A 25,331-nucleotide genomic window follows, 5' to 3' on the forward strand; every position below is an offset into this window, starting at 1 on the left:
TGGGAGACGCTGAAATTACAAGACCTGACGCAAGAAGGCCTGCGCGCGCGGATCCTTCGGCGCATCGAAGAATTCCGCCGGGGACGCATCTTCCAGCAGCTTGCCGTGATCGAAAAACAACACCCGATCCGCCACTTCCCGGGCAAAACCCATCTCGTGGGTCACGCAGACCATGGTCATGCCTTCCACGGCCAGGTTCTTCATCACGTCCAGCACCTCGCCGACCATTTCCGGGTCGAGCGCCGAGGTCGGCTCATCGAACAGCATGACCTTCGGCTCCATCGCCAACGCCCGGGCAATCGCCACGCGCTGTTGCTGACCGCCGGACAGGCGTGATGGAAACTCGTTGGCCTTCTGTGCAATCCCGACCTTTTTCAGCAACTCCATCGCCTTGGCCTCGCGCTCTTTCTTGCCGCGCTTGCGCACGACTTTCTGCGCCAGACAGAGGTTTTCCAGCACGGTCATGTGCGGGAACAGGTTGAAATGCTGAAACACCATGCCGACTTCGCGACGATAGGCGTTAACGTCGGTTTTCGGGTCGGCCAGTTGCAGGCCATCGATGCTCACCGAACCGGAATCGAATTCTTCCAGGCCATTGAGGCAGCGCAGGAAGGTCGACTTACCGGAACCCGACGGGCCGATCACCACCAGCACTTCGCCCTTTGCGACTGTGGTGCTGACGTTATCCACCGCACGCACCACTTGCCCACGGGTGTCGAAGACTTTTACCAGATCGCGGACTTCAATCACTTTGCGCGAGCCTCCGCTCAAGCCGGCTGGCGATTTTCGACAGCGGCAGGTTAATCAACAGGTACAGACCGGCGACGCAGAACAGAATCTCGAACGGCGAGAACGACGTGGTGATGACTTCACGGCCGCTTTTCAGCAGCTCGGTGATGGCGATCACCGACACCAGCGAGGTGTCCTTGACCAGACTGATGAACTGCCCGGCCAGCGGCGGCAGCACGCGTTTCAGCGCTTGCGGCAACACCACGTGGCGCATCGACTGGCCGGCACTCAGACCGAGCGAACGCGCCGCTTCGTTCTGGCCACGGGCAATCGATTGCACGCCGGAACGGATGATCTCCGCTACGTAGGCACCGGTGAACAGCGACAGCGCGGCGATCCCGGCGAATTCGCGGGACAGGTTCATCACCGTGCCGATGAAGAAATAGAAAATGAAGATCTGCACCAGCAGCGGCGTGCCGCGCACCAGTTCGACGTAGATCGTCGAGAGGTCGCGCAGGGTCGGGTTGTTCGACAGACGGCACAGGCCAGTGACCAGGCCGATCAGCAAACCCAGGACACCGGAAACAACTGACAGCCAAAGCGTCGTCCACAGGCCCCACAACAACGGTCCTGCCGCCCAATGCCGAGTGACGCCCACGACGTCACCTTCGGCGACATCGTCGCCCTGAGCGAATTGCAGGCTGTTTTCGTCGACGGTCAGGTGCTGCTCGTCACCGGCGTCGTTGCGCAAAGTGACTTGCGCGCTGCTGCCCTTGCGCACCAGTTCAGTGACGGTGGAAATGTCCGTGGCACGCTGGGTTTCTTCAGCCTGATAGGCGAAGTACTGCGGCACGCGGTTCCAGCGCCATTCGTAAGACATCAGCGACGTCGCGTAATACAACGCGCCCGCGAGGCCGACCAGCACCAGCACGGTGAGGACGTGCCAGGGCCATTGGGCTTTTTTATGTTTCATTGCAGGTTCCGGATTTTGTGTTGCTCTGGAGGGCCTCTTCGCGAGCAGGCTCACTCCCACAGGAGAATGCATTCCAATGTGGGAGCCTGCTCGCGAATGGGGCGACTCGGTCTATGCGACCGGGCTTATTCCATGTCCTTGAGCCACTCGGTGCTCTTGAACCACTTGTCATGGATGCGATCGTAGGTGCCGTCTTCGTGGATCTGGTGCAGGAAGTTGTTGATGAAGTTGAGGCTGTCGTAATCACCCTTCTTCAGACCAAACGCCAAAGGCTCGTAGGTGAACGGCTTGTCGAGGAACACCAGTTTGCCGGCGCCGACCTTGGTCACCGCAACCACGTTGTAAGGCGCGTCGTAGATGAAGGCGTCAGCCTTGCCGTTGACCACGTCGAGCACGGCTTCCTGCTCGTTGTCGTAGCCGTGGTACTTGGCTTTGGAGATCAGCTTCTTGGCGACCATTTCGCCGGTAGTGCCGAGCTTGGAGGTGATGCGGTAGTCCGCAGTGTTCAGGTCTTTGTAGGACTTGATGGTGCCTTCCAGCTCCTTGCGGATCAGCAGGGTCTGGCCGACCACGATGAACGGTTCGCTGAAGTTCAGGCGCAGGTTGCGTTCCTGAGTCAGGGTCATGCCGCTGCCGATCATGTCGAACTTGTCGGTCATCAGCGCCGGGATGATGCCGTCGTAGCCGGTCGAAACCAGTTCCAGTTTGACGCCCATGGCCTTGGACATGGCTTTGAGGATGTCGACTTCGAAACCGATGATTTCGCCGCGCTTGTTGGTCATTTCGAACGGCATGTAGGTCGGATCCATACCGACTTTCAACGTGCCGCGCTTGACCGCGTCATCGATTGCGCCAGCCTGCGCCGCATTGACTGCAACCAGTGCCGTGACGCCGACCAGCAGCATCGACAGATACTTCTTCATCTTCAAGTCCCCAAAACCATTGCGTGTGCGGCGCGAAAACCAACAGTGACGGGCAAAAAAGCCCGGGTGCGCCAATTCGGGGACGGATGCTAACGCACTCGTTTTTTTGCACAAGGTTTAATGGACGATTTGTTTAACAATCAAGAGCTCCCCCCTCACCCCAGCCCTCTCCCCCCAAGGGGGCGAGGGGGAAAGGGAGCAGATCGGGGAATATTCAAAACTTGAGTTCGACTCGATATCTCAGGTCGGCGTATCTCGAATATTCAACGCGGTCGGTCCCCTCTCCCTCTGGGAGAGGGTTAGGGTGAGGGGCTTTTCAGCAGGTCAAAAAAAACCCCGCAACATCGCGGGGTTTCTTTATCAGGCCGGCTGAGCCTGCAAGCTCACCGGTCGCAACGGCAACAGCGGCGCATGCGGATCGGCTTTCACCGAAGCCCGCCAGGCATCCAGCCACTCAGCGAGACCTTCAGCCCAAACCTGCTCATGCAGACGCGCCAGCGCCACAGGGTCGCTCAGCAATTGCAGACGATCATGGTTGTTCAGCCCGGCCGGGCCGACCTTGATCGCGTGACGCACACGTTCCTGACGCAGCCATTCAATCGGCTCGGCCTGACCGTGACGCGAGGTCGCCAGCGAGCACGCCAAAGCGTTCTGCTGAGGATCGACCACTGCACGGACAAAGCCGTCGTTCAGCGCATGGTAACGATTTTCGTGGGTGTACTGATCAGTCGCCAGCAGCGCCTGTGGCGGATTGTATTCCTCAGGGATGAGGAACAGGCTCTCGTCACGGGACTTCAGGCCCAGACCGACACGGCTGGAGATCACCGATACCGGGATCGACAGCATCAGCGAACCGACGATCGGCACCAGCCACCAGAGGAAGCTCGGGTTCAGCCAGATCACCAGCAGCGCCCAGCAGAAGCCCAACAGAGTCTGCGGGCCGTGGCGTTTGACCGCTTCGCTCCAAGGCGTCGAGTCGTCGTCACGCTGCGGGGAATTCCAGGTCGCCGCCCAGCCGAGGAACGCGGCGAGGACGAAACGGGTGTGGAAAATCATCCGCACCGGCGCCAGCAGCATGGAGAACAGCATCTCCAGCAGCATCGACAGGGTCACCTTGAACTTGCCGCCGAACTCTTTCGCGCCCTTGGCCCAGATCAGGATGATGCTCAACAGTTTCGGCAGGAACAGCAGCACGATGGTCGTCGAGAACAGCGCGATCGCCTTGTCCGGGTGCCATTGTGGCCACAACGGATAGAGCTGACGCGGTTCGAGGAAGTACTGCGGCTCCATCAGCGTGTTCACCGCCAGCAGCGCGGTCGACAGCACCAGAAAGAAGAACCACAACGGCGCCGACAGGTACGACATCACGCCCGTCAGGAACACCGCACGGTGCACCGGGTGCATGCCCTTCACCAGGAACAGGCGGAAGTTCATCAGGTTACCGTGGCACCAACGACGGTCACGCTTGAGTTCGTCGAGCAGGTTCGGCGGCAGTTCTTCGTAGCTGCCCGGCAAGTCGTAGGCAATCCACACGCCCCAACCGGCACGACGCATCAGCGCGGCTTCAACGAAGTCGTGAGACAGAATCGCACCGGAGAACGCGCCTTTGCCCGGCAACGGCGCCAAGGCGCAGTGGTCGATAAACGGCTTCATGCGGATGATCGCGTTGTGACCCCAGTAGTGGGATTCACCCAACTGCCAGAAGTGCAGACCGGCGGTAAACAGCGGGCCGTAAACACGGGTCGCGAACTGCTGCATGCGCGCATACAGCGTGTCCATGCCCGACGCACGCGGCGCGGTCTGGATGATCCCGGCGTCCGGCGTGGCTTCCATCAAGCGCACCAGACTGGTCAGGCACTCACCGCTCATCACCGAGTCGGCGTCGAGAACGACCATGTATTTATAGTCACCGCCCCAGCGACGGCAGAAGTCGTCGAGGTTGCCGCTCTTGCGCTTCACACGACGGCGGCGGCGGCGATAGAAGATCTTGCCGAAGCCCTTGGCTTCGCGGCAGACGTCCAGCCAGGCCTGTTGCTCGGCCACGCAGATATCGGTGTCGTTACTGTCGCTGAGAACGAAGAAGTCGAAACGATCCAGATCACCAGTGGCGGCGACCGACTCGAACGTTGCGCGCAGACCGGCGAACACGCGCGGTACGTCTTCGTTGCAGATCGGCATCACCAGCGCGGTACGTGCGTCTTTGGCAATCGGCTCGTTGCCGGCGCTTTTGCCGGAGATACGGTATTTATCGTGACCGGTGAGCAACTCGAGGAAGCCCATCAGCGCCGTCCAGAAACCGGCCGACACCCAGCAGAACAGAATCCCGAACAGAATCAGGATGCTGGTTTGCAGCGCATACGGCAGCACTTGCGTAGCGGTTTGCAGCAGCGGTTGATGCAGAACTTCTTCGAGATCAACGAACGACCAGCCCTGGTACGGCATGATGCCTTTCATGTACCAGCCAGCGACGATGGTCTGGCCCAGCATCAGCAGCAACAGAATATAGCGACGGATCGAACCGACGGTGCGCCAGCGCGCGGCTGGCAAGACGTTTTCGTCCTTCGGCGGCTGCGGCGGGTTGGTGCGACCGGTCATACGGCGCCAGCCGCGCACCAGAATATTGGTGCGCCACGGCTCCGGCACGACCTTGGTCCGACGGATCGGCGGCGTCGCCTTCATGCTGACGCGGCCACTGGCGTCGAGCACCAGCATCTCCGCGTCTTCAAGTTCTTCGGCGGTGCTCAGGGTCAGGCGCTTGCCCACCGAAGCCTGGGCGGCCTCGGCAGGTGCGTCGAACGCTGAAGACGACAGGCGTTCATGCAGCTCGCTGAACGACTGGCAGCCCGCGAGTTCCGCGCGCTGCTCGTCGGTCATCGGCAGATGCGCCAGATACTCGGACAGAGTCTCTGGCTGTACTTGAGAGTTACTCATCGGCAGGCAACTGATAGCTCCAGGTCTCGGTCAGGACTTCTTCAGTCGGTGCCGATTCCGGTGTGGCTGGGGCCGCGTCCGCAGCCACTGGCTGCTTGGCGTCTTTGTTGGCCTTGTCCTTGGCATCTGCGGCTGGCTTGGCGTCGGCCTGTTTGGCTTCGGCGGCCTTGGCTTCCTTGTCGAGCTTCTCTTGCTGCTTGGCGGCAACCTTGTCGGCCTTGGCAACGGACGAGTTGGACGCCGGTACCGATTTCGCCAGATCAGCGGTCACGACTGGCTGAACCAGAGCGGCACGCATCTCGGTCGACTTGCTCGCGTCCTTGATCTTCATGCGCAGGGTCAAGCGCCAGCCCTTGGTTTCCGGGTTGTAACGCACGCTGTTCTCGACCAGTTCGGCGTTGTCGCCGACACTGACCTGGCTGCGTACGTCGGCATCCGGGGTCAGCGCGGCCAGCGATGGACCTTCGAAGTCGACCAGATAAGCAACGCTGCCATCCGGCTGACGGATCAGGTTCGATTGCTTGACGTCACCGGTCGAACGCAGAGTCTGCGAAACCCAAGCGCTGTCCGGCGCATGAATCGCCGCTTCGTCCATGGTCCAGTGCATGCGGTAAGCGAAGTCCAGCGGCTGACCCGGCTCCGGCATTTTTTCCGGGCTCCAGAACGCAACGATGTTGTCGTTGGTTTCGTCGGCGGTCGGAATTTCTACCAGATCAACGGTGCCTTTGCCCCACTCGCCCTTCGGCTCGATCCAGGCGCTTGGGCGCTTGTCGTAGCGGTCGTCGAGGTCTTCGTAGTGGCTGAAGTCGCGGCCACGTTGCAGCAGACCGAAACCACGCGGGTTCTCGATGCTGAAGTTGCTCACGGCCAGGTGTTTCGGGTTGTTCAACGGGCGCCAGATCCACTCGCCGTTACCGGCATGGATCGACAGACCGCTGGAGTCGTGCAGTTCACGACGGTAGTTGAGGACTTTCGACGGCTGGTTGGCGCCGAACAGGAACATGCTGGTCAGCGGCGCGATGCCCAGTTTGCCAACCTTGTCACGCAGGAACATCTGCGCTTTGACGTCGACAATGGTGTCGCTGCCCGGACGCAGGATCAGACGGTAGGCACCAGTAGCACGCGGCGAATCCAGCAGAGCGAAGATCACCAGGTGCTTGTCGCCCGGCTTCGGCTGTTGAATCCAGAACTCGCGGAAACGCGGGAATTCTTCGCCCGACGGCAGCGCGGTATCAATCGCCAGACCACGCGCCGAGAGGCCGTAGGTGTGGCCCTTGCCGACAACGCGGAAGTAACTCGCGCCGAGCATGGTCATGATTTCGTCTTGTTTGTCGGCCTTGTTGATCGGGTACAGCACACGGAAACCGGCATAACCCAGTTGTTCAGTGGCTTTCGGATCGAATTTCAGGTCGCCGAAATCGAAGCGCGTCGGATCGTATTTGATCTCTTCGACGGTGTTCGCTGTGATTTCGTTGATTTTCACCGGCGTATCGAAGTGCATACCCTGGTGATAGAAAGACAGCTTGAACGGGGTCTTCTGATCAGCCCACTCAGCCTTTTCGGTGAGGAAGCGGATTTTCTGATAGTCCGCGAACTTCATGTCGCGGAATTCGTTCGGCAGATTGCTGCGCGGGGCTTCGAACTTCTGCCCGGCCAGTTCTTTAGCTTTCGCCGATACATCGTCAAGATTGAACGCCCAAAGCTGACCGGCGCTGAGCAGGCACAGGAGCGCCGAACCCGCTACCAGGGCACTTCGCATGCGTTTGGCAGACATTTTTGCTGCATTACAGGGACTAACAATCACGAGCAACCCTCGCCGAAAACAGATCAAAAAACCAACGGCCAGCTATCTATATGCCAGGTTGGCGAGCATTGTTCCGACTCCGCTGGGGCAAAATGATTCCCCAATCGGATCCGGACAAGTCTCTACCTAAGTGAAAATGGATCAGCGAACGCTGATCCCAGTGCGCGCGATTATCTAGTAGCCCGCATGACAACGCATCAGGGGTAACAAAGTATTTATCGCGAAAACACCCTAAAAACAGTCGAAATTTCCCAAAAAGGTGTTTCAAGCGCTTTCAGGTCTGTAACAAAAAGGTAACCGGGCCATCGTTGACCAAATGCACCTGCATATCGGCGCCGAATCTACCTGATGCCACAGTGCCATGCACCTGTTTCGCACTGCTTAATAGATAGTCGAACAATTCCTCGCCCAACGCAGGTGGCGCGGCCGTCGAAAAGCTCGGGCGCAACCCGCTTTTGGTGTCGGCCGCGAGGGTGAACTGCGAGACCAGCAGCAACCCGCCACCGACATCGGCGAGGGACAAGTTCATCTTGCCCTCCGCATCACTGAATACCCGATAGTTAAGCAGTTTATGCAGAAGTTTGTCGGCGCTGGTACGCGTGTCGTCGGGTTCGACCGCCACCAGCACCAGCAAACCGTGATCTACCGCGCCTACCACCTCACCCGCGACTTCGACCCGCGCACCACGAACGCGCTGTAAAAGCCCCTTCATGCTTCTTCGGGCGGCAGGTCGAGCAGGCGCCGGGCCATGTTGCCCGCGGCGCGCACCAGTGCATCGGTAATGCCCGGTTCAGAGGCCGCGTGGCCGGCATCGCGGATCACCTGCAGTTCGCTGTTCGGCCACGCCTGATGCAATTCCCAGGCATTGTCGAGCGGGCAGATCACATCGTAACGACCGTGAATGATCACGCCCGGCAGATGGGCAATCTTGCCCATGTCACGAATCAGCTGGTTCGGCTCAAGGAAGGCGTTGTTGGTGAAGTAATGGCATTCGATCCGCGCAATCGACAGCGCGCGTTGCGGCTCGGAGAACCTATCGACCACCAGCGGGTTCGGCCGCAGGGTCGCGGTGCGTCCTTCCCAGGTCGACCAGGCTTTGGCCGCGTGCATCTGGGCGATCTGGTCGTTGCCGGTCAGACGCTTGTGGAAAGCGCTGAGCAGGTCGTCGCGTTCGTCCAGCGGAATCGGCGCGATGTAGTCCTGCCAGTAATCAGGGAACAGACGGCTGGCACCGGCCTGATAGAACCACTCGATTTCCTGCGGACGGCAGAGAAAGATCCCGCGCAGGATCAGACCGTGAACACGCTCCGGGTGGGTTTGTGCGTAAGCCAGCGCCAGGGTCGAACCCCACGAGCCGCCGAACAGCACCCATTTGTCGATGCCCAGGTGTTTGCGGATGCGCTCAAGGTCAGCGACCAGATCCCAGGTGGTGTTGTTTTCCAGGCTCGCGTGCGGCGTGGAGCGTCCGCAGCCGCGCTGGTCGAAGGTGACAATGCGATACAGGTTCGGATCGAAATAGCGACGGCTCTGCGCGTCGCAACCGGCGCCGGGGCCGCCGTGGATGAACACAACCGGCAAACCCTCCGGCGAACCGCTTTCGTCGACGTATAGCGTATGGGTGTCATCGACAGCCAGATCGTGCCGGGCGTGAGGTTTGATCTGCGGAAACAAAGTCTGCATTGCGCGCTCCGTAAGGGGTCGAGGTCATCCCTGGGGGGACTTCTATTATTCTGCCGTTGGGCATCATAAACCCGATTTACGTCAATGAGCATGCTCCAGAGCAGTCACCGTTTGTCAGCCATGAACTTCGCAGGGTGTACACCATCCTGTGGGAGCGAGCCTGCTCGCGAATGCGGTGTGTCATTCAACGTGGATGTTGGCTGACCGGACGCCTTCGCGAGCAGGCTCGCTCCCACAGGGGTTATGCGGTGTAGCGAGACTTTGCCCACGCCAGATAGCCCTGCAGCAACTCTTTGAGCACTACCCGCGTCGGCTCGGCCAGGTCGGCGCGATAGCGGAACGGTTCGAACTCTTCCATGTAGGTGCTCTGGCACAACTCCAGCTGCACCGCGTGGATGTTCTCGGCCGGGTTGCCGTAATGGCGGGTGATGTGGCCGCCCTTGAAGCGTCCGTTGAGCACGTGGCTGTAGTGGCTGTGGCCGGCGCAGATTGCTTCGAGCTGACTGGCCAGTTGCGGATCACAACTGGCGCCGTTGAAGGTGCCGAGGTTGAAGTCCGGCAGCTTGCCGTCGAACAGGTGCGGGATGATCGAACGGATCGAGTGCGCATCGAACAATAGCGCGTAACCGAATTCGGCTTTCAACCGCGCCAGCTCTTCCTGAAGCGTGCGGTGATATGGCGTCCAGATCTGCTCCAGATAAGTCGCGCGCTCTTCTTTCGACGGCTCGTGCCCTTCGCGGAACAACGGAATGCCATCGAACAACGTCGCCGGGTACAGCCCGGTGGTCGCCCCGGCGTACAGCGGTTTGTCGTCAGACGGACGATTCAAATCGATGACGAACCGCGAGTACTCGGCAGCCAAAGTGCTCGCACCCAATTCTTCGGCGAAGTCGTACAGCTGCGGAATGTGCCAGTCGGTGTCCGGCAGGCTTTTCGCGTCCGCGATCAACCCGGTTTCCACCGCTGGGGTCAGGCGCACACCGGCATGCGGCATGCTGATCAACAACGGCACGCGCCCTTGTTTGAAGTTCAGAACCTTATCCACAACCGCCCTCCTACAGATTTGATTCGACGCCGTGACGCACGACGCGTTTGTCCAGATCACCGCCGAGCCAATAGGCCAGGTCCGCCGGACGATCGATATGCCAGGCAACGAAATCCGCGACCTTGCCGACTTCCAGCGAACCGTGGGTGTCGGCCATGCCCAACGCCTGCGCGGCGTGGATGGTGGCGCCGGCCAAGGCTTCTTCCGGGGTCATGCGCAAACAGGTGCAGGCCATGTTCAGCATCAGCCGCAACGACAGCGCCGGCGAGGTGCCGGGGTTGAGGTCGCTGGCGATGGCGATCTTCACCTTGTGCTTGCGCAGGGCGTCCATAGGCGGCAACTGGGTTTCGCGCAGAAAGTAGAACGCGCCCGGCAGCAGCACCGCGACGGTGTCTGCTTCGGCCATGGCGATGGCGTCGGCTTCGTCCATGAATTCCAGGTGATCGGCGGACAGCGCCTTATAGCGCGCGGCGAGGCTGGAGCCATGCAGCGACGACAATTGTTCGGCGTGCAGCTTCACTGGCAGGCCGAGTTTTTGTGCGGCGATGAACACGCGTTCGACTTGCTCAGGGGAGAACGCCAGGTATTCGCAGAAGGCATCCACGGCATCGACCAGACCTTCAGCCGCTAGGGCCGGGAGCATCTCGGAGCAAATCAGATCGATGTAATCGTCGGCGCGATCCTTGTACTCCGGTGGCAACGCGTGGGCAGCCAGACAAGTGCTGCGCACGCTGATCGGCAGCTCTTTGGCCAAGCGCCGGATGACCCGGAGGATCTTGCGTTCATTGGCCAGATCGAGGCCATAGCCGGATTTCATCTCGACTGTGGTCACGCCGTCGCGCATCAGGCTTTTCAGACGCTTGGCGGCGCTGGCGAACAGCTCGTCTTCAGTGGCTTCGCGAGTCGCGCGCACGGTGCTGGCGATGCCACCACCGGACGCTGCGATTTCCGCATAGCTGACGCCTTGCAGGCGCTTTTCGAATTCGCCGCTGCGGTTGCCGCCGAACACCGTGTGGGTGTGGCAATCGATCAGGCCGGGCGTGACCCATGCACCTTGCAGGTCGTTGACCGCCGGGTATTCGCCGGAGGGCAATTGATTGCGCGGGCCGATCCACTCGATGTGCGCACCGGACGTCACGATGGCCGCATCTTCGATGATCGAGTAGACGCCTTGCGCCATCGTTGCGACGTGGCAGTGTTGCCAGAGGGTTTTCACTGTTGGCCTCCGTTGGGGTTGGTTTGGTGGGCGGCCCTGAAAAGCCCCTCACCCTAGCCCTCTCCCGGAGGGAGAGGGGACTGACCGGGTTGTTCTGTCGAGATACATCGACCTGAACGTCTTGAGCCGAACTCAGGTTCTGAAAACCTTGAAGATCGGCTCCCTGCTCTCGCCTGGAAGAAGCAGGACTGACCGTGTTGTTCTGTCGAGGTACATCGACCTGAAAATCTTGAGCCGAACTCAGGCTCTGAAAACCACGAAGATCGGCTCCCTTCCCCCTCTCCCCCCTGGGGGAGAGGGCTGGGGTGAGGGGGATCGATTTCACTAACAACAAAACTCCCCCTGAAAACACACTTACAAACTAGGCAGCAATTTCGCCGAAACCAACCCAGTCAAACACCGCGACGCCAACAGCTCAGTCGCCGCGTTAATGTCCGGCGCAAAGAACCGATCCTTCTCATAAAACGGCACTTCCTTACGCAAAATCGCCCGCGCCTGTTCCAGCTTCGCCGAAGTCTTCAGACCGTTACGCAGATCCAGACCCTGCACCGCCGCCAGCCATTCCACCGCGAGAATGCCGCGCGTGTTTTCGGCCATTTCCCACAAACGCTTGCCCGCAGCAGGCGCCATCGACACGTGGTCTTCCTGGTTAGCCGAAGTCGGCAGACTGTCGACAGAATGCGGATGCGACAACGCCTTGTTCTCGCTAGCCAATGCCGCTGCAGTAACCTGAGCAATCATGAAGCCGGAGTTCACCCCACCATTGGCGACGAGGAACGGCGGCAGTTGCGACATGTGCTTGTCCATCATCAGCGAGATGCGGCGTTCGCTCAGCGAGCCGATTTCGGCGATGGCCAGCGCCATGTTGTCAGCAGCCATGGCCACCGGTTCGGCGTGGAAGTTGCCGCCGGAAATCACGTCGCCTTCAGCGGCAAACACCAGCGGGTTATCGGAAACGGCGTTGGCTTCAACTGCGAGCACTTCAGAAGCCTGACGGAACTGGGTCAGGCAAGCGCCCATGACTTGCGGCTGGCAACGCAGCGAGTACGGATCCTGGACCTTCTCGCAGTTCTGGTGCGAGTCGGAAACTTCGCTGCGCTCACCGAGCAGATCGCGGTAAGCGGCAGCCGCGTCGATCTGACCTTTCTGGCCACGCGCCGCGTGAATGCGTGCATCGAATGGCGAACGCGAACCCAATACCGCTTCAACCGTCAGACCGCCCAGGGCCAGTGCGCCGGCGAACAAATCTTCACCTTCAAACAACCCACGCAGCGCGAACGCCGTGGAAACCTGAGTCCCGTTGAGCAGCGCCAGACCTTCTTTCGCCGCCAGCGTCAGCGGCGTCAGGCCGGCCACTTTCAGCGCCTCGACAGCTTCCATCCACTCGCCCTTGTAGCGCGCCTTGCCCTCGCCCAGCAGCACCAGCGACATGTGCGCCAACGGCGCCAGATCGCCCGAAGCGCCCACCGAACCTTTCAGCGGAATGTGCGGGTAGACCTCGGCATTGATCAGCGCGATCAGCGCATCGATCACTACGCGGCGAATACCGGAGAAACCACGGCTGAGGCTGTTGACCTTGAGCACCATGATCAGCCGCACCAGCTCATCGCTGATCGGCTGGCCAACGCCGGCGGCGTGGGACAACACCAGCGAGCGCTGGAGGTTTTCCAGGTCTTCACTGGCGATGCGTGTCGAGGCCAGCAGGCCGAAACCGGTGTTGATGCCGTAAGCGGTGCGGTTCTCGGCGAGGATCTGCTCGACGCAGGCGACGCTGGCTTCGATCTGCTGCGATGCGCTGTTGTCGAGCGTCAGCTTGACCGGGTTCTGATAGACGTCACGCAGTTGGGCCAGGCTCAGTTGGCCGGGAATCAGGTTCAACGCAGTCATTTAAATGCTCCTTTTGAGAGTTTGTTATTAACTTGCCATTCGCTCCGGAGCATTCCGTTATCCGTCGCTTTCAGCCTTGTGGGCATCCGGCGCCTTGGCACGCTGGCAGGGTAGTTTTTCAGTGCAAATTCGATAGAACGTTGTGCAGCAGATTCGGGTTTTTCAATACGCTCGCGGCGGCGGCGATATCCGGCGCCAGCCAGCGATCCTGATCGTAGGCCGGGACGGTTTCACGCAGCAGTCGCCAAGCGACATCGGTGCCAGCGCCGAAGCGTTGTTCCTTGAGGAACTCAAACGCCTGCGCCGCCAGTAGATATTCGATGGCGAGGATCTGCGTGCAGTTTTCCAGGGCGCGATGCAGCTTGAGCGCGGCGTTGGTGCCCATGCTCAGATGATCTTCCTGCAAGCCGGAAGTGATGTAGTTGTCGAGCACCGCCGGTTGCGCCAATTGGCGGTTTTCCGCACACAGCGATGCGGCGACGTATTGGACAATCATCATCCCGGAGTTCACCCCCGGATTGGCCACCAGAAACGCCGGCAATCCGCTGACGTGCGGGTTCACCAAACGATCGAGGCGACGCTCGGCGATCGAGCCGATTTCGGCCATGGCAATCGCCAGCAGATCCGCCGCCATCGCCACCGACTGCCCGTGCGGGTTGGCTTGCGACATCACCCGGAAGTTGTCCGGCGTACCCAGCAACAGCGGGTTATCGGTGCAGCCATTGAGTTCGGCTTCGACCTGTTTGATCGCATGATCGAGTTGATCGCGCGCGGCACCGTGTACCTGCGGGATCGAGCGAATACTCAGCGCATCCTGAGTGCGTATGCCTTTGCTCGACGCGATCACTTCACTGCCATCGAGCAAGGCGCGCAGATTGACGCCAACCTGCTGCATGCCCGGGTGCGGTTTCAGCGCGATGATTTCCGCATCGAACGCATCGATCTGGCCGCGCTGGGCTTCGAAACTCATGGCACCGATGACGTCGGCCCATTGCACCAATCGCGTTGCGTCGGCAATCGCCAGACAGCTGAGGCCGGTCATGCACGGCGTGCCGTTGACCAGGCACAAACCGTCCTTCGCGCCGAGTTGCACGGGTTGCAGGCCTTCTTCGGCCAGCGCCTGTTGCGCCGAGGTGATCTGCCCGCGATAGCTGACATTGCCGACGCCGAGCAACGCGATGCCGATGTGCGCCATGTGGGTCAGATAACCCACCGAACCTTGCGACGGCACTTGCGGGGTGATGGCGCGATTGAGCAGTGCCAGCAGCGCTTCGACGACACGGCGATGAATGCCGGATTTGCCGTGGCTGTAGTTGTGGATTGCCGCGCAGATGATCGCGCGAGTCTGCTCGTCGGCGAGTACCGGGCCGACGCCGCAGGCATGGCTGAGCAAGGTGTTGCGCGAGAGCTGGCTGAGCTGTTCGTCTTTCAGGGAAACGTTGGACAAACCGCCCAGGCCGGTGTTGACGCCATAGGCGCGCTCACCGCTTTCGACGATGCGCTGAACGATGCCTTGGGCGTTTTCGATGCGCGCCCAGGTGTCGCTGGACAGCTCGAGTTGAGCGCCGTGACGGGCGACGGCGACCACGTCCTGCCAACGCAGAGGGGCGCCGGTGATAACGATTTTTTCAGCCTGGGACATCATTAACCTCATCCGAACATTGATGCAGCTTCACCGACGCTATCGCGAGCAGGCTCACTCCTACAGGGGTACGCATTCCAACTGTAGGAGTGAGCCTGCTCGCGATGAGGCCCGCCCAGCCAACAAAAATCTACCTAAACCACCGCAGCCCGCCGCTGCACAAACCGGTCAACATACTCATCCGCTGGCGAATGCAGGATCTCTCTCGGCGTACCAACCTGAATCAACTTCCCATCCTTGAGAATTGCAATGCGGTTACCAATACGCACCGCCTCGTCGAGATCGTGAGTGATGAAGACGATGGTCTTGTGCAAAGTCTTTTGCAGCTCCAGCAACTGGTCCTGCATCTCGGCGCGGATCAACGGATCCAGGGCACTGAACGCCTCATCCATGAGGATGATGTCGGTGTCCGCCGCCAAAGCACGGGCCAAACCGACACGCTGACGCATGCCGCCGGAGAGCTGGTGCGGGTATTTGTTTTCATAGCCTTTGAGGCCGACGGTGTTGATCCAGTGCAGCGCGCGTTCCGCGCACATTTGCTTGCTCTCGCCACGCACCTTCAAGCCGTAGGCGACGTTGTCGAGCACAGTCTTGTGTGGCAACAGGCCGAAGCTCTGAAACACCATGCTGATCTTGTGTCGGCGAAATTCGCGCAGGGCGTCCATGTCGTATTGCAGGATGTCGACACCATCGACGAGGATTGCGCCGCTGGTCGGGTCGATCAGCCGGTTGAAGTGGCGCACCAGCGTCGATTTGCCCGAGCCGGACAGGCCCATGATCACGAAGATCTCGCCGGTGCCGATGCTCAGCGACAGGTCGTTAACGCCGACCACGCAACCGGTTTCGCTCAGCACCTGATCCTTGGTTTTGCCTTGGCCAACCATGGCCAAGGCATCCTTGGCGCGGTTGCCGAAAATCTTGAAGACGTTTTTGACTTCGATCTTGCTCACGGTTGCGTTGCTCATTTGCTCACCTCATGCCGTGGCCGACCGTACGCCTGAGTAATGCGGTCGATGACCACTGCGAGAATCACGATCGCCAGACCGGCCTCGAGGCCACGTCCGACGTTGAGGGTCTGAATCCCCACCAACACATCTTCACCGAGGCCACGGGCACCGATCATCGAGGCGATCACCACCATCGACAGGGCCATCATCGTGGTCTGGTTGATCCCGGCCATGATGCTCGGCAGGGCCAGCGGCAGTTGCACGCCGAACAGTTGCTGCCAGCGGTTGGCGCCGAAGGCGTTGATCGCTTCCATCACTTCGCCGTCGACCTGGCGAATGCCCAGATCAGTCAGGCGAATCAGCGGCGGCGCGGCGTAGATCACCGTGGCGAAAATCGCCGGCACCTTGCCGAGACCGAACAGCATCAGCACCGGGATCAGGTACACGAAACTGGGCATGGTCTGCATGATGTCGAGCAGCGGCATCAGCACCGAACGCAGGCGATTGCTGCGTGCCGAAAGAATCCCCAGCGGGATGCCGATCAGCACCGAAATGATCGTCGCGACCATCATCAGCGCGAGCGTCTGCATAAGCTTGTCCCACAGGCCAACGGCGCCGACCAGGAACAACAGACCGACGATGACCGCCGTGGTCACGACTTTGCGCGTGGCGTGCCAGGCGACGACACCGACGATCGCCAGCATCAACCACCACGGTGCCGCACGCAGCAGGCCTTCGAGGTTGACGATGGCCCAGAGCAGGGTGTCCGAGATGTGGCGGAACACATCACCGTAGTTGGTCACCAGCGAATCGACCCAACCGTTGACCCAGTCGGCGATGGAAAAGGTAAAGCTTTCGGGAAACATAAGCGGCTCTCAATCAGAAATCTCAATCAAGCGTTTACGGCATATCTCCCGGCCAGCCTCACGGTTGACCGGGAGGTATCGACCTACAGCGCCGCGTCGATTTTCCTGGCTGCGTCTGCACTGACCCACGCATGCCAGACCTCAGGATGTTCCTTGAGGAAGATTTTCGCCAGTTTTGGCGACTCGATACGTTCCTTGGCCATGCGGCCCAGGTTCTGGTTCAACAGGTCGATCGGCAGGTTGACCTTTTCCAGCACGGCGACCAGTTCCGGGGCTTCGTCGTGGAAGGTCTTGGACAGGCCGACCTTGATGCTTACGGTCTTGTCGACGCCCGGTTTTTCTTCGAGTTTGACCAGATCCACCTGCCCCATCAGCGGAGTTGGCGACCAGTAGTAGAACAGGATCGGCTCGCCGCGCTTGTAGCTCGACAACACCGCCGCATCCAGCGCCGGGCCGGTGCCCGGGCGGAAATTGGTGTAGCTGCTTTCGAGGCCATAGCTTTTCAGCATTTCGCTGTTATCGAGTTCGCAGGTCCAGCCGGCCGGGCAGTTGTAGAAACGGCCCTTGGACGGCTCTTCGGCGTCCTTGAACACGGCAGCGTATTTGCCCAGATCAGCGATGTTTTTCAGGTCCGGGGCTTTCGGCTCAAGCTTGCGCTTGGCGTCGCCTTCGATCACGTAACGCGGCACGTACCAGCCTTCGACAGCGCCTACGACAGGAGCGCCGACACCGACGACCTTGCCGGCCTTCTCGGCCTTGTTCCAGACCTCGCTGCGGCCGACCCACTCTTCGGCGAACACTTGAATATCGTTGCTGCTCAGGGCGTTTTCCATGGTGATGGAGTTGCCCGGCAAACTGTCGGTCTTGCAGTCGTAGCCTTTCTCCAGCACCACTTGCAGGACGTCGGTCAGCAGCATGCCGCTTTCCCAGTTCAGCCCGGCGAATTTCACCGGTTTGCCTGATTCGCACCAGCCGGCGGCTTGCGTCGCACCGGCACTGGCCAACAGGCCCATGGACAGCAATGTGGTCAGCAGGGTCTTGTTCGATTTCATTGTTGTGACGCTCCTAATCATGAATTGGCTTACGGCAGTCAAGAGGCATCCAGCCCTGTCCACGTCCAAATCAGGCCTGCGCCGCAGCGCGACCGGCCCCGCTTGTTTTAGGTTGTACAACGCTGTTCTGCTCGACCGGCAGAATCAGTTGATCGGGTACCGCGCTGTGCCATTTTTTCGCGCACACGTAATAGACGACGGCCGGCAGCACGAGGCCGATGATCCAGGAAATGTCCACATCACCGAGGGGGGCCACCAGCGGACCGGTATAGAACTTGGTGGAGATGAACGGCAGCTGCACCAGTACACCGAACACATAGACGCTGATGCCGAGCAGGTTCCAGCGACCGTAGCGACCGTTCGGATTGGCCAGAGCTGGCACGTCATAGCGCTCGCGGGTGATGCAGTAGTAATCCACCAGGTTGATCGCGCTCCACGGTGTGAAGAACGCCAGCAGGAAGAGGATGAAAGACTTGAACGCACCGAGGAACGAGTGCTGACCGAGCAGCGCGATCAGGGTCGCCGCGCCGACGATCACCAACACAAACACCAGACGCTGCATACGCGTAACGGTCAGGTGACCTTTGAAACCACTGATGATGGTCGCGATGCACATGAAGCTGCCGTAGGAGTTCAGCGTCGAGATGGTCACCTTGCCGAACGCGATGCTGAAGTACAGCAGCGCAGCGGTGGCACCGGTGCCGCCCAGACCGACGATGTAGGCGACTTCATGACCGGCGAACTGGCCGTTGGCCGAAGCGGCGGCGAACACACCGAGGATCATCGCCACCTGCGCGCCGACCACTGAACCGGCACCGGCGGCGAAGAAGGTTTTCACCGCCGAGGTGTTGCTCGGCAGGTAACGGGAATAGTCAGCCACGTACGGGCCGAAAGCGATCTGCCAGGAGGCCGCGAGCGACACTGCGAGGAGGAAGCTGCTCCAGCTGAAGTGACGGATCTGCAGAAGTGCGCCGACGTCGGTCTGGCTCATCAGGCGCCAGAACAGGAAGACGAAAGCGATCACGCCAATCACGCTGGCAACACGGCCGATCCAGTGGATCACCCGATAACCGAGCACCGTGACCAGCACGATAACGCTGGCGAAAATCAGGATGCCGACGCTGTCGCTGACATTGAATAGCTGGCCTAACGCCTGACCGGAAAGCACGGTGCCGGTCGCGGTGAAACCCAGGTACATCAGGCATACCAAGACGATAGGGATTGCCGCACCATAGACGCCAAACTGCACGCGGCTGGAGATCATCTGCGGCAGACCGAGTTTCGGCCCTTGCGCCGCGTGCAGCGCCATCACGCCACCGCCGAGCAGTTGACCGATCAACAGACCGATCAGCGACCAGAACACATCACCGCCCAACACCACGGCCAAGGCCCCGGTGACAATCGCAGTGATTTGCAGGTTGGCACCCATCCACAGGGTGAACTGGCTAAACAGACGACCGTGTCTTTCCGCTTCCGGGATGTAGTCGATCGAACGCCTTTCGATCAACGGTTTGTTGCCTGCACGATCGGTGTTGACAGCCATGATTCAACCTCTGTGGATTGTTCCGGGTTTTGTTCTTTTTTGGCTTTTGCTTTTGTAGGAGTGAGCCTGCTCGCGATTGCGGTGTGTCAGTCAGCAAATTTGCTGACTGTGCCGGCCTCATCGCGAGCAGGCTCACTCCTACAGGGGTTTTGCATTTATTTGCCAGTAATCATCGGCAGGTTCAGGCCCTGTTCCCTGGCGCAGTCGATGGCGATCTGGTAACCGGCATCGGCGTGACGCATGACGCCGGTGGCCGGGTCGTTGTGCAGCACCCGCGCAATGCGCTCGGCCGCTTCGTCAGTACCGTCACAGACAATCACCATCCCCGAGTGCTGCGAGAAGCCCATGCCGACGCCGCCGCCGTGGTGCAGGGAAACCCAGGTCGCGCCGCTCGCGGTGTTGAGCAAAGCGTTGAGCAGTGGCCAGTCGGACACGGCGTCAGAACCGTCCTGCATCGATTCGGTTTCGCGGTTCGGGCTGGCCACCGAGCCGGAGTCGAGGTGGTCGCGACCGATCACGATCGGTGCGGACAATTCACCGCTGCGGACCATTTCGTTGAACGCCAGACCGAGCTTGGCGCGCAGGCCCAGACCGACCCAGCAGATACGTGCCGGCAGACCCTGGAAGCTGATGCGCTCGCGAGCCATGTCCAGCCAGTTGTGCAGGTGCGCGTCGTCCGGGATCAGCTCTTTGACCTTGGCGTCGGTTTTGTAGATGTCTTGCGGATCGCCCGACAGCGCCGCCCAACGGAACGGGCCGATACCACGGCAGAACAGTGGACGGATGTAAGCCGGTACGAAGCCCGGGAAGTCGAAGGCGTTTTCGACGCCTTCTTCTTGCGCCATCTGACGGATGTTGTTGCCGTAGTCGAAGGTCGGAATGCCTTGCTTCTGGAATTCCAGCATGGCTTTGACGTGTACGGCCATCGACTGTTTGGCGGCTTTGATTACAGCGGCCGGCTCGGTCTTGGCGCGGGCGCGGTACTCGTCCCAGGTCCAACCGGCTGGCAGGTAACCGTTGAGCGGGTCGTGGGCGCTGGTCTGGTCGGTGACCATGTCCGGGCGCACGCCACGCTTGACCAGTTCCGGCAGAATTTCTGCGGCGTTACCCAGCAGGGCGATGGAGATCGCTTTGCCTTCCTTGGTGTATTTGTCGATGCGCGCCAAGGCGTCGTCGAGGTCTTTGGCTTGCTCGTCGACGTAACGGCTTTTCAGGCGGAAATCGATGCTGACCTGTTGGCATTCGATGTTCAGCGAGCATGCGCCAGCGAGGGTTGCGGCCAGAGGCTGTGCGCCGCCCATGCCACCGAGGCCGGCGGTCAATACCCACTTGCCGGTGAGGTTGTCGTTGTAGTGCTGGCGACCGGCCTCAACGAAGGTTTCGTAGGTGCCTTGAACGATGCCCTGGCTGCCGATGTAGATCCAGCTGCCGGCGGTCATCTGGCCGTACATGGCCAGGCCTTTGGCGTCGAGTTCGTTGAAATGCTCCCAGCTCGCCCAGTGCGGGACGAGGTTGGAGTTAGCGATCAGTACACGCGGGGCGTTGCTGTGAGTCTTGAACACGCCGACCGGCTTGCCGGATTGCACCAGCAGGGTCTCGTCGTCGTTCAGGTTGGTCAGGCTCTCGACGATCTTGTCGTAGCACTCCCAGTTACGCGCGGCGCGACCGATACCACCGTAAACCACCAGTTCTTTCGGGTTCTCGGCGACTTCCGGGTCGAGGTTGTTCATCAGCATGCGCAGCGGCGCTTCGGTCAGCCAGCTCTTGGCGGTCAGCTTGTTACCGCGTGCGGCACGGATTTCGACGTCGCGAAACTTAGTCATTTTGTTATCAGTCACGAAAGAGACTCCTCAGCGATCAATTCAAACCAACCCTGGCAGTGGGCAAGCAGCCTGTGCGCTTCGCTGCGCGACAAGCGAATCAGTGGACGCTGCGGAGAGTCTCGAGCGACTCATACGCATACGTCTTTACTTGTACATACAAGCATATGCAATCAAGCGGCCAACTTGTTGGAGGGGTATTCAAGAAAAATTACGGGCACGGCTGGAGAGCGCCTGAATCAAGGGTTCGGGCGTGGATGAATTTTTTCGTGGGGATGATTTAGGGCGACGGGACTTTGTTACGTGAGCGTGGTTTTGCGCCACGCTGGGGCGTTCGGTAACAAGTTGGTGCGTGGGTTGGGAACACCCCAAAAGCAAAAGATCGCAGCCTTCGGCAGCTCCTGCACGGGGTTTGATGTACACCCTGGAGCTGCCGAAGGCTGCGATCTTTTAAGATTTCGGAATCAGCGTGCAGTCAGTTCAATGACGCAGCAACCCGCATTGACGGACACTTCAACCAAGCCATTGTTGCCGTCCAGTTGCAGGCAATCATGTCGCCCCAACTGCGAAACACTGTCACCGATCCGGACTTCCAGCAACTCGCTGACACCGAACACCAGCACCGTCCCCGCCGAACTGAAGAACCGCTGCTCGCCGTCCAGCCACTGCAAACGCGCGCTGTAACGCTGTGGCGCGTAAATCAGGTTGAAGTCGCGAATCGCGCCACCGAGCAGCGTGCACGAAACCTGGCTTTCACCACTGAAGGCAAACGGGTCGAGCGGTAACAGCGCGCGCGTGTCGTCGCCGTCAACGCACAGGGTCATGCCATCCCCCTGCAACACGGTGATCACCCGCTGGTAACCGGCGAAGGTCGAAAAGCCGCCCGACTCGGCGATATCGGCAATCGACAGACGCCAGCCAAAACCGTCCAGCCCTGCACCGGCATCACGGGTGATTTCTTCAGTGCTGCCGCCACCGTTTTTCCACGGCATGCGCGGGTAGCCTTCAGCGCGTAAAACCTTAAGTGCACTCATTTATGCTCTCTATTTATGGAATCGACCTTCCAGACGATGACGAGAACCCGGATGAATCAAACGCGCAGCCGTCACCGGCTGACGCCCCGACCACGTGCGGCGACGAATCAACAGGCACGGCTCGCCTTTTTCAATCTGCAGCAACTTGCATTCGGACGACTCAGCAAGGATAGCTTCAACCACATGCTCGCCTTCGGTCAGCGGCGCCACCTGATTGAGATACGCGTACGGCGTTTGCAGAGTGAAGTCCTGCTTGAGGTATTCCGGGGCGACCAATGCGTTGACGAAACGGTCTTCAATTTGCACCGGAATATCGTTTTCGTAATGCACGATCAGCGAGTGAAATACTTTCTGCCCTTCGCGCATGTCCAGCGCCAGCGCGCGTTCGGAACCAGCGGCCTCTTCTTCGAGGGTGACCACCTGGCAAGTGTGGCGATGGCCACGGGAAGCGATTTCGTCGGCGATGTTATGCACTTCGAACAGCGCGGACTGGCTCTTCGGTTCGGCGACGAAGGTGCCGACGCCCTGCATGCGCACCAACAGTCCGTCAGCGGTCATCTCGCGCAGCGCGCGGTTGATGGTCATGCGGCTGAAACCGAGTTGATTGACCAGTTCGCTCTCGGACGGCACGCGGTAGTGCGGCGGCCAGTTTCCGCTGTCGATCTGCTGGGTGATCATCTGTTTGACGCGGGCGTACAAGGGCGCCGGACTGTCGCCCATGTTCGCGGCCAACGGGGAGACTGGAGGCGGAGTCGGCACGGTTGATCCCTGTTCTTTGGATGAAAGTGGCTAGCTTGCCGGAGTTTACCGAGCAGGCAAACGTCTGTATATGTATATACAAATAACACACGATGGGGTGCTGAACCATGTCCGCCTTCTTTGCCGAACGCGCGCTGCTGCCTAACGGATGGGCCAACAATGTACGTCTTGAAGTCAGCGCCGATGGCCTGCTGACCCAAATCCAGGCCGATTCCACCGCAGATGGCGCCGAACGGCTGAGCGGCCCGCTGCTGCCGGGCATGCCGAATCTGCACTCCCACGCGTTCCAGCGGGCGATGGCGGGACTGGCCGAAGTGGCCGGTAATCCGAATGACAGTTTCTGGACGTGGCGTGATCTGATGTATCGGCTCGTCGGAAAAATCAGCCCCGATCAGCTCGGCGTGATTGCCCGTCAGCTGTACATCGAAATGCTCAAGGCCGGTTACACTTCGGTGGCCGAATTTCATTACGTGCACCACGACAGCAATGGCCAGCCTTATGCCGATCCGGCTGAACTGGCGTTGCGCATCAGTCAGGCGGCGAGTGAAAGCGGCATCGGTCTGACCCTGTTGCCGGTGCTCTACAGCCACTCCGGTTTTGGCGGCCAGACGCCGAATGACGGCCAGCGCCGCTTCATCAACAGCACCGAAAATTACCTGAATCTGCAATCGCGTTTGCAGCCAGTGTTGGCGCAGCAAAAGGCGCAATCGCTGGGCCTGTGCTTCCACTCGTTGCGCGCGGTAACGCCGCAGCAGATCAGCGAAGTACTGGCCGCCAGCGACAAACAATGCCCGGTGCACATCCACATCGCCGAACAGCAGAAGGAAGTCGACGACTGCCTGAGCTGGAGCGGTCGTCGGCCGCTGCAATGGCTCTACGAAAATACCGAAGTCGATCAGCGCTGGTGCCTGGTCCATGCGACCCACGCCAACCCGGAAGAAGTCACGCTGATGGCCAAGAGTCGCGCCATCGCCGGGCTGTGCCTGACCACTGAAGCGAACCTGGGTGACGGGATTTTCCCGGCGGTGGACTTTCTCGCCCAGGGCGGACGCATGGGCATCGGTTCCGACAGCCATGTCTCGCTCAGCGTGGTCGAGGAATTGCGTTGGCTGGAATACGGCCAGCGCCTACGTGATCAGCGACGTAACCGTTTGTATGGTGCGGATCAACCGATGGTCGGGCGTACGTTGTATGACGCGGCGCTGGATGGCGGTGCGCAGGCGATGGGGCAGCCGGTTGGCGCGCTGGAGGTGGGCAAGCGGGCCGACTGGATTGTGCTCGATGGCAACGATCCGTATCTGGCGACGGCGAGCGGTGACGGGATTTTGAATCGCTGGTTGTTTGCCGGCGGCGATCGTCAGGTGCGCGATGTGCTGGTCAATGGCCAGTGGGTTGTGCGCGATGGTCGACATGCCGGGGAAGAGGACAGTGCTCGCGCGTTCACCCAAGTCCTGCGCGACCTCCTGGGCGACGCATAACCAAATGTAGGAGTGAGCCTGCTCGCGATAGCAGTGTGTCAGTCACTTATTTGTGCTCTGACACAACGCTATCGCGAGCAGGCTCGCTCCCACATTTGATTTGTGGCGATGCTTAATTTGAGGTCTTGGCCATCTGCCGATCCGACGCGCGCCAGATCAGTCGCGTAGTGTCATAGCCCTGCTGACGCGCCTTGCTCAACAGTTCTTCACGCACCACCCCGTTGACGGTCGGCGTGCGTGACAGCAACCACATGTACTTGCGGGTCGGGTCGCCGACGATGGCGGTCTTGTAGTCATCGCTGACGTACAGCACCCAATATTCGCCTTTCGCCACACCCGGAATCAGCCGCGAGAACCAGGTGTCGAACTCCACCCAAAGCTTGTCGGTCTTGCCCGGCACCTGTGGATAAGCCGTGCCCTTGGCCTCTTCCCACTGCCAGTCCGGCGTCAGGCAGCGATTGAGCACCGCGACATTGCCGTCAGGCTTGAGGGTGTAATGCGCTTCGGACTGCGCGCAATTGCGCTGGAAGTACATCGGCAAGCGCGCCAGCTCGTACCAGGTGCCCTGATAGCGCTTGAGATTGACGCTGTTGACGGTTTTCGGCGCCAACGGGTCGACGCCGGAACTGGCGCAGCCGGCCAGTACCAGGCCGGCAAAAAGGATCAGCAATAACCGCTTCATTTTTCTTCTCCGTGGGCGCGAAGCCCCGGTTTACTTCAGGCCTTGGCCGGAAAACATCAGCACTTTGTCACCGGCGTACTGCACGCTGATAAAGCTGTTCTTGTCGCCCCAGGTGCAACTGGACATGCCGAGCGCGCCCGAGCAATCGGTGGGCTTGCCGAGCAGAGTCTCGACTTCGGCCTTGGCCATACCGGCCGAGAGCTTCGAGTAGTTTTCCTGATTGACCTTGCTGCATGCGGCCAACAGCACGCAAAACGTCAGAAGGGCGATAGATCGCAGCGACATGGTGTAACTCCTGGAACGAGGGGGGATGGCATGGT

Annotated in this window: 20 protein-coding genes and 1 pseudogene; 1 reads left to right on the top strand and 20 read right to left on the bottom strand. The window is 60.2% G+C overall.

What is annotated here, in order from left to right; genetic code table 11:
* Positions 1-15: 15 nt before the first annotated feature.
* The 18 genes and pseudogenes from KBP52_RS16575 to hutC form a co-directional block, all read right to left on the bottom strand.
* A complete protein-coding gene (locus KBP52_RS16575) occupies positions 16-750 on the bottom strand; it encodes an amino acid ABC transporter ATP-binding protein (protein ID WP_077570385.1) in 735 nt (244 codons plus the stop codon).
* Positions 743-1,702, bottom strand: a complete 960-nt coding sequence (locus KBP52_RS16580; RefSeq protein ID WP_077570383.1) for an amino acid ABC transporter permease — start codon at positions 1,700-1,702, stop codon at positions 743-745. The genes KBP52_RS16575 and KBP52_RS16580 overlap by 8 nt, the downstream gene beginning before the upstream one ends.
* Positions 1,703-1,827: 125 nt before the next feature.
* Positions 1,828-2,625, bottom strand: a complete 798-nt coding sequence (locus KBP52_RS16585) for a transporter substrate-binding domain-containing protein (protein WP_034152980.1) — start codon at positions 2,623-2,625, stop codon at positions 1,828-1,830.
* 316 nt (positions 2,626-2,941) lie between these two features.
* Positions 2,942-5,556: pseudogene (gene mdoH, locus KBP52_RS16590) on the bottom strand (glucans biosynthesis glucosyltransferase MdoH).
* Positions 5,549-7,360, bottom strand: coding sequence for a glucan biosynthesis protein G (locus KBP52_RS16595; protein WP_116029257.1), 1,812 nt, complete (start codon positions 7,358-7,360; stop codon positions 5,549-5,551). Before KBP52_RS16595 ends, mdoH begins: the two are co-directional and overlap by 8 nt.
* A 274-nt stretch (positions 7,361-7,634) precedes the next feature.
* Positions 7,635-8,072 (bottom strand): D-aminoacyl-tRNA deacylase, encoded by a 438-nt coding sequence (dtd, locus tag KBP52_RS16600; RefSeq protein WP_007909321.1) that lies wholly within the window; start codon positions 8,070-8,072, stop codon positions 7,635-7,637.
* On the bottom strand, positions 8,069-9,040 hold the full coding sequence (pip, locus tag KBP52_RS16605) for a prolyl aminopeptidase (RefSeq protein WP_008080611.1): 972 nt from the start codon (positions 9,038-9,040) through the stop codon (positions 8,069-8,071). The genes dtd and pip overlap by 4 nt, the downstream gene beginning before the upstream one ends.
* A 241-nt stretch (positions 9,041-9,281) precedes the next feature.
* Entirely contained in the window at positions 9,282-10,085 is an 804-nt protein-coding gene (gene hutG, locus KBP52_RS16610; protein WP_212620573.1) for an N-formylglutamate deformylase, read from the bottom strand.
* A 10-nt stretch (positions 10,086-10,095) separates the two neighbouring features.
* Positions 10,096-11,301, bottom strand: coding sequence for an imidazolonepropionase (gene hutI, locus KBP52_RS16615; protein WP_137218593.1), 1,206 nt, complete (start codon positions 11,299-11,301; stop codon positions 10,096-10,098).
* 354 nt (positions 11,302-11,655) lie between these two features.
* Positions 11,656-13,188: a histidine ammonia-lyase gene (hutH, locus tag KBP52_RS16620; RefSeq protein WP_212620574.1), complete on the bottom strand. Its 1,533-nt coding sequence runs from the start codon at positions 13,186-13,188 to the stop codon at positions 11,656-11,658.
* Positions 13,189-13,306: 118 nt separating this feature from the next.
* Positions 13,307-14,830: a histidine ammonia-lyase gene (gene hutH / locus KBP52_RS16625; protein WP_212620575.1), complete on the bottom strand. Its 1,524-nt coding sequence runs from the start codon at positions 14,828-14,830 to the stop codon at positions 13,307-13,309.
* Positions 14,831-14,964: 134 nt separating this feature from the next.
* Positions 14,965-15,795, bottom strand: a complete 831-nt coding sequence (locus KBP52_RS16630; RefSeq protein ID WP_150707971.1) for a glycine betaine/L-proline ABC transporter ATP-binding protein — start codon at positions 15,793-15,795, stop codon at positions 14,965-14,967.
* On the bottom strand, positions 15,792-16,643 hold the full coding sequence (locus KBP52_RS16635) for a proline/glycine betaine ABC transporter permease (RefSeq protein WP_007949591.1): 852 nt from the start codon (positions 16,641-16,643) through the stop codon (positions 15,792-15,794). The genes KBP52_RS16630 and KBP52_RS16635 overlap by 4 nt, the downstream gene beginning before the upstream one ends.
* A gap of 83 nt (positions 16,644-16,726) precedes the next feature.
* Positions 16,727-17,695, bottom strand: a complete 969-nt coding sequence (locus tag KBP52_RS16640; RefSeq protein ID WP_116029262.1) for an ABC transporter substrate-binding protein — start codon at positions 17,693-17,695, stop codon at positions 16,727-16,729.
* 70 nt (positions 17,696-17,765) lie between these two features.
* Positions 17,766-19,238, bottom strand: coding sequence for a cytosine permease (locus KBP52_RS16645; RefSeq protein WP_212620576.1), 1,473 nt, complete (start codon positions 19,236-19,238; stop codon positions 17,766-17,768).
* 155 nt (positions 19,239-19,393) lie between these two features.
* A complete protein-coding gene (gene hutU / locus KBP52_RS16650; RefSeq protein WP_212620577.1) occupies positions 19,394-21,061 on the bottom strand; it encodes a urocanate hydratase in 1,668 nt (555 codons plus the stop codon).
* A 461-nt stretch (positions 21,062-21,522) separates the two neighbouring features.
* Entirely contained in the window at positions 21,523-22,092 is a 570-nt protein-coding gene (locus KBP52_RS16655) for a HutD family protein (protein WP_077570359.1), read from the bottom strand.
* A gap of 9 nt (positions 22,093-22,101) precedes the next feature.
* The gene (gene hutC / locus KBP52_RS16660) at positions 22,102-22,812 is read right to left on the bottom strand and encodes a histidine utilization repressor (RefSeq protein WP_212623134.1); all 711 of its coding nucleotides are present in this window, start codon (positions 22,810-22,812) and stop codon (positions 22,102-22,104) included.
* Between the two features lie 146 nt (positions 22,813-22,958).
* Here hutC and KBP52_RS16665 point away from each other — a divergent pair, with 146 nt between their 5' ends.
* Positions 22,959-24,329 carry a formimidoylglutamate deiminase gene (locus KBP52_RS16665; RefSeq protein ID WP_123592969.1) on the top strand — a complete coding sequence of 457 codons (1,371 nt, stop codon included), beginning with the start codon at positions 22,959-22,961 and terminating at the stop codon, positions 24,327-24,329.
* A 112-nt stretch (positions 24,330-24,441) separates the two neighbouring features.
* Here the strand turns inward: KBP52_RS16665 and KBP52_RS16670 are convergent, their stop codons facing one another.
* Positions 24,442-25,011 carry a lipocalin family protein gene (locus tag KBP52_RS16670; protein ID WP_212620578.1) on the bottom strand — a complete coding sequence of 190 codons (570 nt, stop codon included), beginning with the start codon at positions 25,009-25,011 and terminating at the stop codon, positions 24,442-24,444.
* Between the two features lie 30 nt (positions 25,012-25,041).
* Positions 25,042-25,296, bottom strand: a complete 255-nt coding sequence (locus tag KBP52_RS16675; RefSeq protein WP_003220802.1) for a hypothetical protein — start codon at positions 25,294-25,296, stop codon at positions 25,042-25,044.
* Between the last annotated feature and the right edge of the window lie 35 nt (positions 25,297-25,331).

The organism is Pseudomonas sp. SCA2728.1_7, from assembly GCF_018138145.1.
In the GTDB taxonomy this organism is placed as follows: domain Bacteria; phylum Pseudomonadota; class Gammaproteobacteria; order Pseudomonadales; family Pseudomonadaceae; genus Aquipseudomonas; species Aquipseudomonas koreensis_A.

Bases quoted from the DNA above. Each gene is read 5' to 3' on its own strand.
- KBP52_RS16580 (WP_077570383.1), bottom strand. From the start codon at position 1,702: ATGAAACATAAAAAAGCCCAATGGCCCTGGCACGTCCTCACCGTGCTG.
- KBP52_RS16585 (WP_034152980.1), bottom strand. From the start codon at position 2,625: ATGAAGAAGTATCTGTCGATGCTGCTGGTCGGCGTCACGGCACTGGTT.
- dtd (WP_007909321.1), bottom strand. From the start codon at position 8,072: ATGAAGGGGCTTTTACAGCGCGTTCGTGGTGCGCGGGTCGAAGTCGCG.
- pip (WP_008080611.1), bottom strand. From the start codon at position 9,040: ATGCAGACTTTGTTTCCGCAGATCAAACCTCACGCCCGGCACGATCTG.
- hutH (WP_212620574.1), bottom strand. From the start codon at position 13,188: ATGACTGCGTTGAACCTGATTCCCGGCCAACTGAGCCTGGCCCAACTG.
- hutH (WP_212620575.1), bottom strand. From the start codon at position 14,830: ATGTCCCAGGCTGAAAAAATCGTTATCACCGGCGCCCCTCTGCGTTGG.
- KBP52_RS16630 (WP_150707971.1), bottom strand. From the start codon at position 15,795: ATGAGCAACGCAACCGTGAGCAAGATCGAAGTCAAAAACGTCTTCAAG.
- KBP52_RS16635 (WP_007949591.1), bottom strand. From the start codon at position 16,643: ATGTTTCCCGAAAGCTTTACCTTTTCCATCGCCGACTGGGTCAACGGT.
- KBP52_RS16640 (WP_116029262.1), bottom strand. From the start codon at position 17,695: ATGAAATCGAACAAGACCCTGCTGACCACATTGCTGTCCATGGGCCTG.
- KBP52_RS16645 (WP_212620576.1), bottom strand. From the start codon at position 19,238: ATGGCTGTCAACACCGATCGTGCAGGCAACAAACCGTTGATCGAAAGG.
- hutU (WP_212620577.1), bottom strand. From the start codon at position 21,061: ATGACTAAGTTTCGCGACGTCGAAATCCGTGCCGCACGCGGTAACAAG.
- KBP52_RS16655 (WP_077570359.1), bottom strand. From the start codon at position 22,092: ATGAGTGCACTTAAGGTTTTACGCGCTGAAGGCTACCCGCGCATGCCG.
- hutC (WP_212623134.1), bottom strand. From the start codon at position 22,812: ATGGGCGACAGTCCGGCGCCCTTGTACGCCCGCGTCAAACAGATGATC.
- KBP52_RS16665 (WP_123592969.1), top strand. From the start codon at position 22,959: ATGTCCGCCTTCTTTGCCGAACGCGCGCTGCTGCCTAACGGATGGGCC.
- KBP52_RS16670 (WP_212620578.1), bottom strand. From the start codon at position 25,011: ATGAAGCGGTTATTGCTGATCCTTTTTGCCGGCCTGGTACTGGCCGGC.
- KBP52_RS16675 (WP_003220802.1), bottom strand. From the start codon at position 25,296: ATGTCGCTGCGATCTATCGCCCTTCTGACGTTTTGCGTGCTGTTGGCC.